Source organism: Tissierella sp. MB52-C2, assembly GCF_030931715.1.
Taxonomy (GTDB): domain Bacteria; phylum Bacillota; class Clostridia; order Tissierellales; family Tissierellaceae; genus Tissierella.
This window is the reverse complement of sequence record NZ_CP133261.1, coordinates 1,915,227-1,931,027: the sequence shown is the minus strand read 5'-3', so window position 1 is coordinate 1,931,027 and position 15,801 is coordinate 1,915,227. Positions and strand designations below refer to the sequence as shown.

At 29.7% G+C, this 15,801-nt stretch carries 25 protein-coding genes; all 25 read left to right on the top strand.

The window, feature by feature from the left end:
* Positions 1 to 13: 13 nt before the first annotated feature.
* The 25 genes from RBU61_RS09740 to RBU61_RS09620 all read left to right on the top strand — a co-directional run bounded on the left by RBU61_RS09740 (position 14) and on the right by RBU61_RS09620 (position 15,774).
* Entirely contained in the window at positions 14 to 439 is a 426-nt protein-coding gene (locus RBU61_RS09740; protein ID WP_308879691.1) for a prepilin-type N-terminal cleavage/methylation domain-containing protein, read from the top strand.
* Positions 405 to 977: a prepilin-type N-terminal cleavage/methylation domain-containing protein gene (locus tag RBU61_RS09735; protein ID WP_308879690.1), complete on the top strand. Its 573-nt coding sequence runs from the start codon at positions 405 to 407 to the stop codon at positions 975 to 977. Before RBU61_RS09740 ends, RBU61_RS09735 begins: the two co-directional genes overlap by 35 nt.
* Positions 978 to 979: 2 nt before the next feature.
* Positions 980 to 2,020 (top strand): hypothetical protein, encoded by a 1,041-nt coding sequence (locus tag RBU61_RS09730; protein WP_308879687.1) that lies wholly within the window; start codon positions 980 to 982, stop codon positions 2,018 to 2,020.
* A gap of 16 nt (positions 2,021 to 2,036) precedes the next feature.
* Positions 2,037 to 2,303 carry a late competence development ComFB family protein gene (locus RBU61_RS09725; RefSeq protein ID WP_308879685.1) on the top strand — a complete coding sequence of 89 codons (267 nt, stop codon included), beginning with the start codon at positions 2,037 to 2,039 and terminating at the stop codon, positions 2,301 to 2,303.
* Positions 2,304 to 2,312: 9 nt separating this feature from the next.
* Positions 2,313 to 2,831 carry a shikimate kinase gene (locus RBU61_RS09720; protein WP_308879684.1) on the top strand — a complete coding sequence of 173 codons (519 nt, stop codon included), beginning with the start codon at positions 2,313 to 2,315 and terminating at the stop codon, positions 2,829 to 2,831.
* A 51-nt stretch (positions 2,832 to 2,882) separates the two neighbouring features.
* Positions 2,883 to 3,317, top strand: a complete 435-nt coding sequence (gene aroQ, locus RBU61_RS09715; protein WP_308879681.1) for a type II 3-dehydroquinate dehydratase — start codon at positions 2,883 to 2,885, stop codon at positions 3,315 to 3,317.
* 19 nt (positions 3,318 to 3,336) lie between these two features.
* Positions 3,337 to 3,894, top strand: a complete 558-nt coding sequence (gene efp / locus RBU61_RS09710; protein WP_308879678.1) for an elongation factor P — start codon at positions 3,337 to 3,339, stop codon at positions 3,892 to 3,894.
* 43 nt (positions 3,895 to 3,937) lie between these two features.
* Entirely contained in the window at positions 3,938 to 4,273 is a 336-nt protein-coding gene (locus tag RBU61_RS09705; protein ID WP_308879675.1) for a CD1247 N-terminal domain-containing protein, read from the top strand.
* 104 nt (positions 4,274 to 4,377) lie between these two features.
* Complete coding sequence (spoIIIAA, locus tag RBU61_RS09700; protein WP_308879672.1) at positions 4,378 to 5,376, top strand: stage III sporulation protein AA; 999 nt, start codon at positions 4,378 to 4,380, stop codon at positions 5,374 to 5,376.
* On the top strand, positions 5,363 to 5,887 hold the full coding sequence (locus RBU61_RS09695) for a stage III sporulation protein AB (protein WP_308879669.1): 525 nt from the start codon (positions 5,363 to 5,365) through the stop codon (positions 5,885 to 5,887). The genes spoIIIAA and RBU61_RS09695 overlap by 14 nt, the downstream gene beginning before the upstream one ends.
* Positions 5,888 to 5,899: 12 nt before the next feature.
* Positions 5,900 to 6,094, top strand: a complete 195-nt coding sequence (spoIIIAC, locus tag RBU61_RS09690; protein WP_308879666.1) for a stage III sporulation protein AC — start codon at positions 5,900 to 5,902, stop codon at positions 6,092 to 6,094.
* 14 nt (positions 6,095 to 6,108) lie between these two features.
* Positions 6,109 to 6,495: a stage III sporulation protein AD gene (gene spoIIIAD, locus RBU61_RS09685; protein WP_308879663.1), complete on the top strand. Its 387-nt coding sequence runs from the start codon at positions 6,109 to 6,111 to the stop codon at positions 6,493 to 6,495.
* A gap of 12 nt (positions 6,496 to 6,507) precedes the next feature.
* A complete protein-coding gene (spoIIIAE, locus tag RBU61_RS09680) occupies positions 6,508 to 7,665 on the top strand; it encodes a stage III sporulation protein AE (RefSeq protein WP_308879660.1) in 1,158 nt (385 codons plus the stop codon).
* Between the two features lie 8 nt (positions 7,666 to 7,673).
* On the top strand, positions 7,674 to 8,288 hold the full coding sequence (gene spoIIIAF, locus RBU61_RS09675) for a stage III sporulation protein AF (RefSeq protein WP_308879658.1): 615 nt from the start codon (positions 7,674 to 7,676) through the stop codon (positions 8,286 to 8,288).
* A gap of 10 nt (positions 8,289 to 8,298) precedes the next feature.
* Entirely contained in the window at positions 8,299 to 8,883 is a 585-nt protein-coding gene (locus RBU61_RS09670) for a sporulation stage III protein AG (RefSeq protein WP_308879654.1), read from the top strand.
* A 12-nt stretch (positions 8,884 to 8,895) separates the two neighbouring features.
* The gene (locus RBU61_RS09665) at positions 8,896 to 9,561 is read left to right on the top strand and encodes a SpoIIIAH-like family protein (protein WP_308879651.1); all 666 of its coding nucleotides are present in this window, start codon (positions 8,896 to 8,898) and stop codon (positions 9,559 to 9,561) included.
* 74 nt (positions 9,562 to 9,635) lie between these two features.
* Positions 9,636 to 10,031: an Asp23/Gls24 family envelope stress response protein gene (locus RBU61_RS09660; RefSeq protein ID WP_308879647.1), complete on the top strand. Its 396-nt coding sequence runs from the start codon at positions 9,636 to 9,638 to the stop codon at positions 10,029 to 10,031.
* A 55-nt stretch (positions 10,032 to 10,086) separates the two neighbouring features.
* Entirely contained in the window at positions 10,087 to 10,638 is a 552-nt protein-coding gene (gene amaP / locus RBU61_RS09655) for an alkaline shock response membrane anchor protein AmaP (RefSeq protein WP_308879643.1), read from the top strand.
* 14 nt (positions 10,639 to 10,652) lie between these two features.
* Complete coding sequence (locus RBU61_RS09650; RefSeq protein ID WP_308879642.1) at positions 10,653 to 10,889, top strand: DUF2273 domain-containing protein; 237 nt, start codon at positions 10,653 to 10,655, stop codon at positions 10,887 to 10,889.
* A gap of 31 nt (positions 10,890 to 10,920) precedes the next feature.
* On the top strand, positions 10,921 to 11,328 hold the full coding sequence (gene nusB, locus RBU61_RS09645) for a transcription antitermination factor NusB (RefSeq protein ID WP_308879640.1): 408 nt from the start codon (positions 10,921 to 10,923) through the stop codon (positions 11,326 to 11,328).
* A 17-nt stretch (positions 11,329 to 11,345) separates the two neighbouring features.
* Complete coding sequence (gene xseA / locus RBU61_RS09640) at positions 11,346 to 12,569, top strand: exodeoxyribonuclease VII large subunit (RefSeq protein WP_308879638.1); 1,224 nt, start codon at positions 11,346 to 11,348, stop codon at positions 12,567 to 12,569.
* The gene (xseB, locus tag RBU61_RS09635; RefSeq protein WP_308879636.1) at positions 12,559 to 12,792 is read left to right on the top strand and encodes an exodeoxyribonuclease VII small subunit; all 234 of its coding nucleotides are present in this window, start codon (positions 12,559 to 12,561) and stop codon (positions 12,790 to 12,792) included. The genes xseA and xseB overlap by 11 nt, the downstream gene beginning before the upstream one ends.
* Positions 12,793 to 12,794: 2 nt before the next feature.
* Entirely contained in the window at positions 12,795 to 13,664 is an 870-nt protein-coding gene (locus RBU61_RS09630) for a polyprenyl synthetase family protein (RefSeq protein WP_308879635.1), read from the top strand.
* 692 nt (positions 13,665 to 14,356) lie between these two features.
* Complete coding sequence (locus tag RBU61_RS09625; RefSeq protein ID WP_308879633.1) at positions 14,357 to 14,956, top strand: hypothetical protein; 600 nt, start codon at positions 14,357 to 14,359, stop codon at positions 14,954 to 14,956.
* A gap of 20 nt (positions 14,957 to 14,976) precedes the next feature.
* Positions 14,977 to 15,774 carry a TlyA family RNA methyltransferase gene (locus tag RBU61_RS09620; protein ID WP_308879631.1) on the top strand — a complete coding sequence of 266 codons (798 nt, stop codon included), beginning with the start codon at positions 14,977 to 14,979 and terminating at the stop codon, positions 15,772 to 15,774.
* The last annotated feature ends 27 nt before the right edge of the window (positions 15,775 to 15,801 follow it).

The following is a 15,801-nucleotide window of genomic DNA, read 5'->3' as shown; positions in this document are numbered from 1 at the left end:
AAGGAGTAACATTATGAAAAGAAAGGGGTTTACCTTAATAGAAGTCATAATGGGATTATTTTTATTAGGCTTAATTGCTGCTACTATCTTACCTAAAATTAATATTTCTCATCTTAGACTAAGTAACCAAAATATAAAGATGGAAATGATTCACATGGGAGAGATGGTCATTGAACGAATAAAAGCCTTTAAGGAGGACAGTTCAGAACCAATATCTATATATAATGTAAAAATCGAGGATTTAATAGAAGAATTTAAAAAAGATAAAATTGTAGAAATAATTTTACCAAAAGATAAAAATAGTGAGAAATATTCCTTAAAAATAATCAAAGATGAAAAATTCGATAATTTATGGCTTCTATCGGTTTATGTATATCATAATAAAGAGGGGAAGGTTTTAGATTATGTTGAATTTAAGGGGTATATGCCGAAAAAATAAAGGTTTTACCTTAATAGAATTAATTTTAGCCTTATTTATTTCGTCTATAATTATAATTCCTATTTTTAGTATTCTAGATTTTTCTATTAAGTCCTGTGCTAAAGGTGATGAAAAAGACCAATTAATGATGAATGGAAGATATGCTATTGAGTATATTAAAGATGAGATAAAGACTGCTGACAAGATTATTGTTTCTGATAAAATAGAGTGGATAAATAAAAAATTTCCCAATAATATGGGATTTGTTATTTTAAAAATCCGTGAAGAGAATACTTTTGACAAATATACATATGTACTATATCACCAAAAGAACGATAATATAGTAAGGATATCCTATAATTTAGCAAATAACAAATATCCTGAACCAAACTTTGCCCATGGGAATAATAATCTTTGTGAGTTTTTAGATAGTATTAGTAATACTAAAATTGACATAGAAAACTCTATAATCTATTTAGAATTAGACTTTAAGCATGATAGGGGAGAAAAATTGAAAATAAAATCTGATATTTATATCAGATGCCCCATAGAATGTTAGTAATGAGAGGAAATACGAATAAACGAAGGGGGTTTATATCTATTATTGCTTTAATTATAATGTCTGTACTTATGATTATGATATTATACTTTGAAAGTACTACTAGATATGAATATCTTATTCTAAATTCAACAAAAAACAATATTCAAGCTTATTATTTATCAGAAGGGAAAATACATATGGTGCTTAATGAAGATAAATATTATAAAGAACAGTTGCTGCCTATGATTTTTAAGTATTTTAGAAGTTTTCCTATTACAACTCCTCTAACTTATATTAAAATATCAAAGGAAGATTTAATCCTTGGAGATAATAAATCTACTGTTAAAGTAGATATGATAGACAATGATAATAGAAAACAGCTTAAACTTATTTCAGAAAGTGATTTTAATGGTCTGAAAAGCACTACAACTTCTTACTTAAATATAGTAAATGAACTATTTGATTTGGAGATACCTGTTTTAGATAGAATTTTAATAGATGATTTCCATGGAGAAGATTTAGAAAATCTATTGATAGATATAGGAAAAAATATTAATATAAATGATAATAGACCCAGCACTATATATGGAGTAGATTTATCAAATTTTAATAATATTATTTTAGAGAAGATAGATAATAATATTTTTCAGGTATCTTCTTTTAGAGAAAATATGACAGAACCATATGTTGAAAGATTTACTAATAAATCTATAATTATGATATTAAGACATGCAAAGGAAGAATCGGTAAATCTTTTGATTCAAAACACTAATGGAAATAAAGGCACCATAAGTCTTTCAGGAGTTATATATGTAGAAGGAGATATAACCATATCTAGTGATTTTGAATTTAAAGGAGTAATAATAGTAAAAAATGGAGAAATAAAGGTTGATCCTATTATAAAACCTAAAATAAAGGGAATAATGATTACTGATAACTTAGCTAATCATAATTTTATAGAAAATATGGATATAGTTTATAATAGGGAAAATATTTATAAATATGGGACTTATGTACCTGGTTTTTTAGATCCAAATATAATTATAATAAAGGGTAATTAGCTAAGGAGGTAATAAAATGAAACTTCACAACTTAATGGAAGATGAAGTATTAAATGTTATAGAAAAGATGGGAGACGATATACCTGATATATGCTATTGTGATAAGTGTAAGTTAGATATGGCTGCAATTGCATTAAATAATTTAAAACCAAAATATGTTGTTACCCATATAGGATATGTATATGCTAAGGCAAATAATTTTAATTCTCAGTTTAATACAGATATACTAACTACAGTAACAAAAGCAATTGAAATTGTAGGGAAAAACCCTCAACATACATAGGTGATTCCTTTGAGAAACATTATATTAATTGGTATGAGTGGTTCGGGAAAAACAACAGTAGGAAAAAGTTTATCTATGAAATTGGGAATGGAATTTTTAGATACTGATATTTTTATTGAGAAAAAAGAAAAATTGAAAATCGAAGATATTTTTTCTTTATATGGAGAAGAATATTTTAGAAGATTAGAGTCTAATACCATAGATGAATTATATGAAAGAGAAAATATAATAATATCTACAGGTGGAGGTATGGTATTAAATAATAATATAATTAAATTAAGGGAGAATGGAATAATAATACTTTTAGAGTCTTCAATAGATAACATAATCAATAATATAAAAAAATCTACCACAGTTAGACCTTTATTAAACAGCCAAGAAGATATTTATGAAAGAGTAAATAACTTATATGAAAATAGAAAAGAGATTTATAAATCTCTTGCAGATTTCACAATTTGTGTAGATAATAAATCAATAGATTTAATTATCTATGAAATATCGGAAAGATGTGTTAAAATTAACTCTTGAGGTAAATAATAGAGGCTGATATAATAAGATGGAAAGTAGAGGAGATTTCTAATGAAAGTACTTATTATCCATGGTCCAAATTTAAATCTTTTAGAAAAAAGAAATAACTCTATATATGGGGAAAAAACTTTGGAAGAAATTAATAATCTTATTAAAGATAAGGCTGCCCGTTTAGATATGGAAGTTGAAATATTTCAATCAAACCATGAAGGACAGATTGTGGACAAAATCCAGGATATCCTAAATAAGGACTATAAAGGACTTATTATTAATCCAGCTGCCTTTACACATTATAGTATAGCTATTAGAGATGCCATAGAAATCTTAGATATACCTGTTATAGAAGTTCATTTATCTAATATTTATAAAAGAGAAAGTTTTAGAAAAGAATCTGTAATTGTACCTGTATGTACGGGGCAAATTTCAGGTCTAGGATATAATGGTTATTTAGTAGCTATAGATGCTTTAAAATTATTGAATAAGTAAATTGAAGGAGGGTAAAAATATGATATCAGCAGGTGATTTTAGAAAAGGTGTTACATTTGAAATGGATGGAGATGTCTTTCAAATAGTTGATTTCCAACACGTTAAACCTGGAAAAGGAGCAGCTTTTGTTAGGACAAAGATAAGATCTGTAATGTCTGGCGGAACTAAAGATGTTACTTTTAATCCAACAGAAAAGTTTCCAAAGGCTCAAATTGAAACTAAGGAGATGCAATACTTATATAATGATGGTGAATTATTTTACTTTATGGATACTGACACCTATGAACAACTTCCATTAGACAAGGAAGCTGTAGAAGATGCAATGGTATACTTAAAAGAAAATGACAATGCTACGATTAGATTTTTCCATGGTAAAGCTTTTGAGGTATTACCACCAAACTTTGTTGAATTAGAAGTTACTTCTACTGAGCCAGGTGTAAAAGGAGATACTGCTTCAGGTGCAACTAAGCCAGCTACTGTTGAGACTGGTGCAACTATACAAGTTCCTTTATTTGTAAATATAGGAGACATAGTAAAGATAGATACTAGAACTGGTGATTATTTATCAAGGAAATAGGCAATAATGTTTTAAAATATATAAATTACGGAGGGATAAAAAAATGGATTATTTAATTCAAAAAGTATCTTATTTAAGAGGTTTAGCTGATGGTCTAGGTATTGATGAAAGCTCTAAAGAAGGAAAACTACTTCTTCATATAGTAGATACATTAGAAGAGTTTGCAGATGTACTAGATGAGACTATTGAAAATCAAGAGGATTTAGAAGAATATGTAACATTCATAGATGAAGATTTAGCAGATGTTGAAGATGATATCTATGGCGAAGACGATGAAGATGATGATTACTATTATGATGACGATGAGTTTGATTTTGATGATTTTTGTGAAGATGATGATTGTTGTTGTCATTGTGATGGAGAAATCGAGGAAGAATAATAAAAATAAAAAAGGTCCTAAAGCTAAAAAAGCTTTAGGACTTTTTTATTTTTGTCATATATGGTTTGTACCATCATAGAATTGATATAAGGGAGGGACAGGTTGTGTTAAATAATTCAAAAATATATGACTCTGTAATTGAAAACTTAAGTGATGAATTAAATGAAATCCTGATGAAAATACCCCATAGCCATAAATTAAGGACAGAGGAAATAAGAATGAGAAATGGCAGACCATTAAGTATTTCATCTGGGGGAAAAGATTTTTTTGTAGCTATAAATGGCAGTTTGACCTCTATTCCATCTAATGCTGTAATAGTTAATCAAAAGCATATTATAGACACCTTCCAGATTATAAGCAATTATTCTGTATACGCATATACGGAGGAAATAAAAAATGGTTATATAACCATTAGAGGAGGCCATAGAGTTGGAATTGGCGGAAAAATTGTTTATGGACTAAATGGAGTTGAAAATATAAAAAATATTTCATCCTTAAATATAAGAATAGGTAGAGAAGTCCTTGGAGTTTCAGATAATGTACTTCCATATATAACTAAAGATTCTAATAACTTTTATAATACTTTAATTATATCTCCACCACAATGTGGTAAGACAACCCTACTAAGAGATATAGTTAGAAATTTAAGTAATGGAGTAGTGGGAAATTCTAAAGGGTTTAAAGTAAGTCTTGTAGATGAAAGATCAGAGTTAGCAGGAATGTATAATGGAATAGCTCAAAAAGATGTAGGGATTAGGACAGATATATTAGATGGATGCTTAAAATCAGACGGTATTATAATGGCTATAAGGGCCTTATCGCCAGATATAATAGCCGTTGATGAAATAGGTGGCAAGAAGGATGTAGAGGCAATACATGAAGCATTAAGGGCAGGAATAAAGCTTATGGCCACTGTCCATGGAGGAACCTTAGAAGAAGTAAGGAATAAATCTAGTATGAGGGAATTATTTAGGGAAAATATATTTGAACGGTTCATTATACTTGATAGATCTGAAGGTGTTGGAACTATAAAGGAGCTAATAGATGGATATAGTTACAAACCTATTCTTTTTAGAGAGGGTGATTTAAATGGGAGTGCTTAAATTAACATTATTATTATTGGTATTTCTAACTTGTAGTACCATAGGATATCTCTATGGAAAGAGTTTCTCATCGAGACTGGAAAATCTAATAACTTTAGAACAATGTATTAAGATTTTGGAAACTGAGGTGGTATATGGATTGACTCCACTTCCAGAGGCTTTATCCAATGTTCACAGAAAGGGAAAAGAAAAGGTGTCTTATATATTTGAAGAAATTAAAGAAGATTTAGTTAATAACAAGAGAGGAGGAGTATATGATAGCTTTTTATCTGTTGAAGGCAATTTATATAATAATCTTAATTTTAAGAAGGAGGATGTTGAAACCTTTCTATCTTTAGGTAGAGTTTTGGGAACATCTGATAGGGTTGATCAACAGAAAAACTTTATATTAGTATCAAACCAAATATCTGCCCAAATATTTGAGGCAAGGGAAGAAAGAAATAAAAATGCAAAATTATATAGAAATCTAGGAGTTATAACTGGTGTAGCAATAATAATTTTACTGATATAGAGGAGGATAGTTATGGATGTGGATTTAATTTTTAAAATAGCAGGATTGGGGATTTTAGTGGCCATAATACATACTTTACTTGATAAGTTCGGTAAAGAAGAATATGCATATATTGTAACCTTAGTAGGGTTAGTATTTGCCTTTGGTACGGTGGTCAATTTAGTCAGTAAACTTTTTGATAATTTAAAGATATTATTTAGATTATAGTAAGGAGAATTACTATGGATATTTTAAAGGTAGTTGGTATTGGAATAGTATCTACTATTGCAATAGTAATATTAAAGAATGCAAAGTCAGAATTTGCCCTATATATAAGCTTAATAACTGGTGTAATTATATTTACTATGATCTTAGGTGAACTATCCTACGTAATAGAAACTCTAAACACCTTAGCTAGAAGGGTAAATATAGAATTTGCATATTTTTCTACAATTCTTAGAATAATTGGAATGGCATATATAGTAGAGTTTGGAGCACAGATTTCTAGAGATGCAGGAGAAGAAGGTATAGCCATGAAGATAGAATTAGGTGGCAAAGTAATGATTATGGTTTTGGCCATACCAATTCTCCTGGCGCTGATGGAATTGATTATAAAAATACTTCCTTAAAAGGTGAAACTTATGAAAAAAATTTATATTTTATTTATTATATATTTGATAATGTTTGGAAGCAATGTATATGCAGAGGATTTAGATTTATTTATTATGGATGAGCAAATAGATGCTTTAAATATCGGTGACCTAGAAAAGATAGTAGAAGATACAATAATAGAAAATGAAATATTACCACAATTCAATACAAGGGAATTTCTACTAAATTTAGTAAAAGGAGATGTATCATTAAGCTTTAAAGATATTGGAAAAAGTCTTTATCAAATATTTTTTAAAGAATTGAGGACTTCCTTAATATTATTAGCTAAAATCTTAGTCATTACCCTTATCTCTTCAATTCTTACAAACCTTCAGTCTACCTTTGAAAATGCTTCTGTCGCCGAGCTAGCTAATTATATATCTTATGTCTTAATAGCAATTTTAGTAATAAGCAGTTTTAATCAGATAATGGATTTGGCCAAGAGTACTATTGATAAGATGGTTGGATTTATGCAAGCTATTCTTCCAGTATTACTTACATTACTTACGGCTGCTTCTGGACCTAATACAAAGATACTTTTTCATCCTATGATAGTGATGACGGTGAACTTTATTGGTATTTTAATAAAGACTATAATTCTGCCTCTAATATTCTTTTCATTCATCATAAGCATAATAAGTAATATATCTAGTAGGGCAGAATTTAGTAAATTATCTGAACTAGGTAGACAAGTAATCACTTTAATAATAACTGGTGCCTTAACTTTATTTATAGGAATGATTACTATATATGGATTAGGCACTAAGATAGATGGAATAACCATAAGGACAGCGAAGTTCGCCATAGATAAATTTATCCCCATAGTAGGAGGATTTTTATCAGATGCTGTTGACGCAGTAGTAGGCTGTTCTGCGATTCTTAAAAATGGACTTGGATTTATTGGACTTTTAGTTCTATTGTTTATATGTATATTGCCTGTAATTAAGATCATAGTGCTTTTATTTACTTACAAAATAATTACAGTTGTTATACAGCCCATTAGTTCACCAAATTTAGTTGAGTTTTTCAACCAAGTAGGAAAGTCTCTACTACTTCTTTTAATTAGTTTAATTTCTACAGGAACAATGTTTTTTATTACTATAACTATTATCGTTGAAGCAGGCAATAGTTTACTAATGTTAAGGTAGGTGAAGGGATGAATGTTATAAGTTTTTTATCCTCTTGGCTAAAGGATATTGTAATACTTTTTATACTTATTTCAATCGCAGAACTTGTAATGCCTAAGGGGAATATGAAAAAGTATGTCAATATGGTAATAGGCTTACTCATTATATTTACCATAGTCAGCCCTTTTGCAAAGTTAATTAAAATGGATTTCAATTTAGATAAGGCAGTATTTAATTATTCACGATCAAGTAATTCACAGGGAGAGTCTAAAAATAACTTCTATGCTGAACAAGAAAAGCAAATAGAAAAGGTGTATAAAGAAAAATTAGGCAGAGAAGTTACAAATCTAATTGAGGATAATACAGATTATAAAGTTCTAGATATTGAAGTTGAAATACTAAATACTGAAGAACGCTATGGGGAAATAGATTATCTAAATATTCTTCTAGGAAATGAAGAAGACGGGGCTAAGAATAAGATTTCCATAGATAACGTGGTTCCAGTTGAGATAAATAAAAACCAAGAACATGAGGAAATATCAGAAGATAGTTTTGAAAGCTTAAAAGAATTAATAGGAAACAGTTATTCAGTAGATAAGGACAAGATAAATATAAGAATTAATGAAAAGAGGAAGGGTGAATAGGGTGAATAGGATGAAAGAAATTCTTAATAAGATAAAGGAATATCTAGAAAAAAATAATAATAAAAAATTTATTAACAATTTATTCATAATACTACTGGTATCTGTCATATTTTTAATTGTAACCAATAATTTTTTAGGTCCAAAAGAGGAAGATATGGAAAATCCAAAAGAAAATACTAGGGAGGTATCTAAAAATGAATCAGAAGAAGATTATAGCTATTATTTAGAAAAAAAATTAACTAATATTCTTACTAAATTAAATGGAGTAGGCAAAGTAAATGTCATGGTAACTTTAGAAAATAGCGTAGAAAAAGTCACCGCTACAAATACAACAAAGACTAAAGAAGAAACTCTAGAGAATGATTCAGAAGGAGGGACGAGGGAGATACACAGGGAAGATGTGACTACTCAGGTAATGACTAGGGGTGGCGATGGATCACTATTAGTAGTAAAAGAAATAAAACCTACTGTACAAGGTGTTATTGTAGTTGCAGAGGGAGCAGATGATCCTGTATTAAAAGAGATGCTATATGAAGCTGTAAAGACTGTGTTAGGAATAAAGGGAAATAAAGTTCAAGTATACTCAAGTAAATAAGGGGGAATAATTATGTTTAAAATTAAAAGACCAGCGATTATTGGTTTATTAGTAGTACTATTAGTATTCACAGGATATTTACATCATCAATTGACACAACAGGCTCAACTTAAATCTTCAAGAGATTATCAGAATCATGAATTGGCAGAAATGGCTAAAATGAATAAAAAAAATAACATAGAAGAAGATATAACAGAAGTGGATTCGGAAAATTTAGATATAGTTGACTCAACTGAAGTATCAGGTGAAAATGTAGATGTAATAGATTCAGCTAAGAGTGATGAAAGTGAAGCACTGGAAACAATGTATACGGAGGGCGGTAAAGGGGTTAAAAACTATTTTGTTGAATATAGACTATCTAGAGATAAATTAAGAGCTACTTTAGTAGATAGATTAGATCAAATTGTAAATAATGGAAGTACGGCAGAAGATGTAAGAACAGATGCACAAAAAGAAATAATGAAGTTAGGAAACAACTCAGAACAAGAGCTTCAAATTGAAGGGTTAATAAAGAGTAAGGGATTCGAAGATGCAATAGTATTTTTGACAGATAAAGATATTAAAATCGTTGTATCAAAAGATGAACTAAGTGAACAAGACATGGTAAAAATCTTAGACATAGTTAAGTCGGAAACAGAATATGATGCCAATAATATCAAAATAATGAAAAAGCAATAGGAAATGTTTGTAAATAGGATAATCCTTTGATATAATAGCTTTAAGAACTTATAGTAGCAATGGAGGTGTTTGTTTTGAACGAGTTTTCAAATAATGAAGATATTGAACATGGAACAGTAAAAATTGCAGATGATGTAGTTGCCATTATTGCTGGAATAGCAGCCACTGAGGTAGAAGGTGTAGCAGGTATGAGTGGTGGTATTACTGGCGGCATTACTGAAATGTTAGGAATGAAGAATTTATCTAAGGGCGTTAAAGTAGAAGTTGGAGATCAGGAAGCGGCTATAGATTTATATATCATTGTGGAATATGGCTCAAATATTTCAGAACTTGGTAAGAAGGTACAAGAAAATGTTAAAAGTACATTAGAAACTATGACTGGATTAAACATCATAGAAGTAAATGTAAATATTTTAGGTGTAAATATTCCAAGGGAGTCGAAGGTAGAAACAGAACCAAGAGTAAAGTAGTATTTTACCCTCTGATAATCAGAGGGTAATTTTAAATACTAGAAAGGAGATACCAATGAAGATACTTGATAGGTTAATTATTGCTTTATTTTCTTTAATTATACTGGCGTTGTCTGTATTTCTAATTATGATTCCATTCAATGTAAATGGTTTTTTGTCAATTCAAAATATAAGTTATTTTATTGTGAATATGAACAGAAACTATTATTATACTCTGGCCGGAATTCTTTTATTTATTGCTAGTATAAGAATTATCTTTTCAGGATTTTCTAGAAAAGGTGATGAAGTAAGAGGAGGTTCATATTTAATTACAAGAAATGATTTTGGAGAGATAATGATTTATTCCAATACTATTGTTTCTTTAGTACAAACTGCAGTAGAGAAATTCTCAGGTATAAGCAATATTAAAATTGACGTAAGACTTATGGAAGGACAAGTTGGAATCAACCTTACAGGAGACGTGTCACCTGGCGTTAGTATTCCAGAAGTAACTAAGGAACTACAATCTGTAGTTAAGGAATATATTGAAAACGCAACAGGAGCGCAAGTAAGCGAAATAAATGTGAAAACAAATAATGTATCAGTACCTACTAGAGTAGTAAGATAAGAATGAGGTGTGATATGATTAAACAAATATTAAGAGAACTTCTAGAGTCTATTAATAATAATCGAGGGAAATTTTTTGGAGCATTGGTAGGATTCTTAGTGGCTGTTTTAATTCTTATTATTGGTTTTTTAAAAACCTTGTTTATTTTCCTATGTACTTGTATAGGATATATTCTAGGAAGTAAATCATATAAAAAAATAGACTTTAGGGAAATTCTAGAAAAAATACTTCCTCTAGGTGGTAGAAGTTAATATTAGAGTTTTGATTAATTAGGAGGAAACGATGGGAAGAAAACAAGCAAGAGAAGGAACTATGAAACTACTTTATCAAATGGCAGTAAATGAAGATTTTTCTGATGAAGCAATGGATGTTTACTTTACTGAATATACCTTTGATGAATTAGAAAAAGAATATATATTAGACGCTATAAATCAAATAAAGGAAAATATGGACTCCATTGATACTTATATTGAAAAACATTTGGAGGGCTGGAATATTAATAGAATAGCTAAAGTTGATTTGGCAGTTTTAAGAATAGCAGTATATGAGATTATATATAGAAAAGATATTCCTGTTCAAGTATCCATCAATGAAGCCATTGAAATCGTGAAAAAATACAGTACCGATGAATCCTTCAAGTTTATTAACGGAGTCCTAGGAGGACTAGTTCGTTCCATTAATAAAGAATAATACTTAGGAGGTAAGCTATGGATATAAGACCCCTAAGGGTAAGTGAAGTTAATAGCTATATTAAAAGATTATTTTTATCTGATATGATTTTATCTTCTTTAAGTATTGAAGGAGAGGTTTCTAACTTCAAACATCATTATAGTGGACATATGTATTTCAATCTTAAAGATGAAAAGGGAAAAATTAAATCAGTCATGTTTAGAAGTGATAATGAGAGTTTAAAGTTTAATTTAGAAGAAGGTATGAAGATAATAGCAACAGGATATATCTCCCTATATGAAAAAGAGGGAGATTATCAATTTTATATTAGACATATTAAGGAAAGTGGTTTAGGAGACCTTTATAGAGCTTTTGAAGAACTAAAAAAGAAATTAGAATCTGAAGGATTGTTCTCAGAAACTAATAAAAAACCTATACCTACTATGCCTAAAAAAATAGGTATAGTAACATCGGCTACTGGTGCTGCCATTAAAGATATTATTACAGTAATTAGAAGAAGATTTCCTCCTTGCAATATACTCATATATCCGTCTTTAGTCCAAGGGACACAGGCTCCTAAGGAAATATGTAAAGGGCTTAATTATTTAGATAGTAGAGAAGATGTAGATCTGATAATTACTGGCAGGGGTGGTGGGTCTATAGAAGAGTTATTTGCCTTTAATGATGAAGATGTGGCTAGAACTATATATAACCTCAATACTCCAATTATATCTGCTATAGGTCATGAAACAGACTTTACCATAGCAGATTTTGTTGCAGATTTAAGAGCTCCTACACCTTCAGCTGCTGCTGAACTTGCAGTACCTAATATATATAATATAAAAAGTGAATTAGAAAACAAATATAATAGACTGATCAAAAGTGTTTTTCAAATTCTAGGACAACATAAAGTAAGAATAGATTATCTAAATAGAAATTTAAAGTTTTTTAATCCTGTAAATCAATTAAGAGATAAAAGACAAGAGATAGATAATCTGTTTAAGGATTTAAATTATCTAATGGAAAAGGATTTTATTAATAGAAAAAACCAATTATCAGCCTTGAAAAATAACCTAGATATATTAAACCCATTACTTGCCTTAGGTAGGGGATATGGGATTTTAATGGATAAAGAGGGAAAACTTATTAAATCTATTGAAGATGCCATATTAGACGAGGAAATCAATATATTACTAAAGGATGGAAGAATAAGTACAATAGTAAAAGCCATTGATAAAGGAGGACTAGTAGATGAAGAATAAAGAATTAACTTATGAAGAGGCTATTATAAAACTAGAATCCATCTTAGAGCAGTTGGAAGATGATGGTAATACCTTAGATGAATCTATAGATAAGTTTAAAAAAGGTATAGAATTATACAATTACTGTAATAATTTATTATATAAGGCAGAAGGAGAATTAAAGATTTTACTAGAAGATAAGGAAGGCAATATGTTAGATATTGAATTCCCTATGGAGGGATAGACTTGGATTTAAATAGTGAATTAAAAAGAGTTAATTCTATAATCGATATAGAATTAAAAAATAAGCTTAAAGATAAAGATATTTATCAAAAAAGAATTGTGGAAGCTATAGATTATAGTTTATTTACTGGTGGTAAAAGATTAAGACCTATAATGGCTATTAAAAGCTATGAACTTTTTAAAGATAATATAGAAGAAATATTGCCTTATGCAATGGCTATTGAAATGATACATACATATTCTTTAATACATGATGATTTGCCATCAATGGATAATGATGATTTTAGAAGGGGTAAACCTACTAGTCATAAAGTATTTGGTGAAGCTATGGCAATTTTAGCAGGTGATGGTCTTTTAAATCTAGCTTTTGAAACTATGGCAGACCATATAGATAAAAATGCAAAAACTTTAGAAGACTATAAAAGATATACTAGAGCTTTTAAAGAAATCAGTAAGTATTCAGGAATATATGGTATGATTGGAGGACAAGTAGTTGATCTTTTAGCCACTCATAGTACTACATCAGAGGAAAAACTTTTATTTATGTATGAGACTAAGACTGCTGCCTTAATTCGATCAGCTCTAGTATCAGGTGCTATTATTGGGGATGCCTCAGATATTGAAATAGAGGCTATGAGAAATTTTGGTTTAAATCTTGGGTTAGCGTATCAAATTAGAGATGATATTTTAGATATAAATAAAGATAAAAGTATAAAAAAATTAACCTATTTATCATTCCATAACTTAGATAGGGCAAAAATAGCAGTTGAAGAATATAGTAATAGAGCGATGGATTCTTTAAAAGAATTGAGCAATAGAAAGATTGACTTTTTTGTGGCTCTAACTGGAGACTTAATGAGTCGTAATAAATAGGCTTTATTGAATTTTAATATTATTTATGCTATAATATTTTTAGCTTGAGTGGTACAGTATTCTAGTCAGTACAACTATTCTAGAGGGCGGGGCTAAAAATCCGTCGAAGGGCATATCGATGAAGTTCCTTGTTTCGGCTTGCGACGCCCAGTCGTGGGCTGTTGCTGGGAGTAAGAGAGATGGGGCGATCTGCAATGGCATGCGGGCGTTGACCCTACTCTCGTGGAGACACGATATTTTATAATAAAAATATCGTGATAAACCTGCTATGTCTTGGGACAAATAGCAGAGTAGCCTGCCTTGAGTGAAGTATGGCGGATGATAAGTTCAATTTAAATTGTTGAAGGGCCCGATACATTTTAAATTCTGTTATCGAAACCTATTTTGCAAAAGAGGCTAAGGAATAGAATGGCTGTAGAGGAAAACTCCTAGACTGTTCCAAAAGAAGTAAGTTGTGGATTACAGTGCGGACTAAGTGGCAATCCAGTTCTATCTTTGGCGACAAGATTGTAATAGAATTAAAGGGAAACCGCTGTTATGGCGACAGACAGTTTCTGTTAGGGAAATCCTGCTGGACCTAAAGCCGTAAGATTTACACAATTTACTACCACTCTTAAAGCTGATAGCTTATAGCTATCAGCTTTTTGTATATATAAATTTATTATTTATATAAATAAGTGGAGGAATAATATATGAATAAAAAGGAAGATGAGAAAGCCTTTAGCAATAGATATAATATGAAATGGGTTTTACTTATATCCATATGGACTTTTTTCATGTCTGGTATTATATCTATAATTACTGAAAACTTAGTAAATAACTTAGATATTCTCATGGCTTTCATTGTTTTAATGATAATAATGTTAATAGGTATTATTTTTGATATTATAGGCATAGCTGTGACTACATCTGAGGAGAAGCCCTTTCATGCTATGGCAGCTAATAAAGTGGAAGAAGCTAAATTTTGTATAAAACTTGTAAGGAATGCAGGACAAGTATCTAATTTTTGTAATGATGTCATAGGTGATATTTGCGGTATAGTATCTGGTGCTGCAGGTACTACAATAATATATAAACTAATGTCAAGATATAACTTAATAGATGGAACGATTCTTAGTATAATTATAACATCTTTAATAGCCTCTTTAACTGTAGGCGGCAAGGCATTTGGTAAATCCATAGCTTTGCTCAACTATGAAAAGATTATTTATGGTATAGCTAAGATATTAAACTTTATAGAGAAACATTTAGGCATAGATATATTTCCTAATAAAATAAAAAATAAAAAGTAATTAATTTGGAGAGATGATAAGTGAAAAAAAGAGCAGATATAATTCTTTATGAAAAAGGTTTAGTAGATTCACGAGAGAAGGGTAAAAGAGTTATAATGGAAGGTTCAGTCTTTATCGGAAATCAGCGTATAGATAAACCTGGAGAAAAAATAGATGAAGATGCAGAAATTACCATTAAAGAAAATCCAAATATATATGTAAGCCGTGGAGGATTAAAATTAGAAAAAGCTGTTGAATTATTTGATTTAGCATTGGAGAACAAAGTTTGCATGGATATAGGATCTTCTACTGGTGGATTTACAGACTGTATGCTAAGGAAGGGTGCATCTAAAAGTTTTGCTGTTGACGTAGGCTATGGACAGTTAGATTGGAAGCTAAGAAACGATCCAAGAGTAGTAGTCATGGAAAGAACTAATATAAGAAATGTGACTAAAGAAGATATTAATGAAGAAATAGATTTTATATCTATTGATGTATCTTTTATTTCTCTACGTTTGGTTTTGCCTGTAGCTAAAACTTTATTAAGTGAAGATGGACAGATTATTGCATTAATAAAGCCACAATTTGAAGCTGGAAAAGATAAAGTAGGGAAGAAAGGAATAATTAGAGATAAAAACATTCATTTTGATGTAATAAAAACTGTGGCAGAGTTTTCTAATGAAATTGGATTAGGGATTTCAGGCCTCACTTACTCTCCTATAACTGGAGCTACGGGAAATATCGAGTATTTAATATATTTAAAAAATAACATAAATGACACTATTGAAGAAGAATTAATTGCAAAAGTTATTGAAGAAGCTCATAATACTCTTAGTTAATTATGATTTTATTCATTTGGAGGTTTT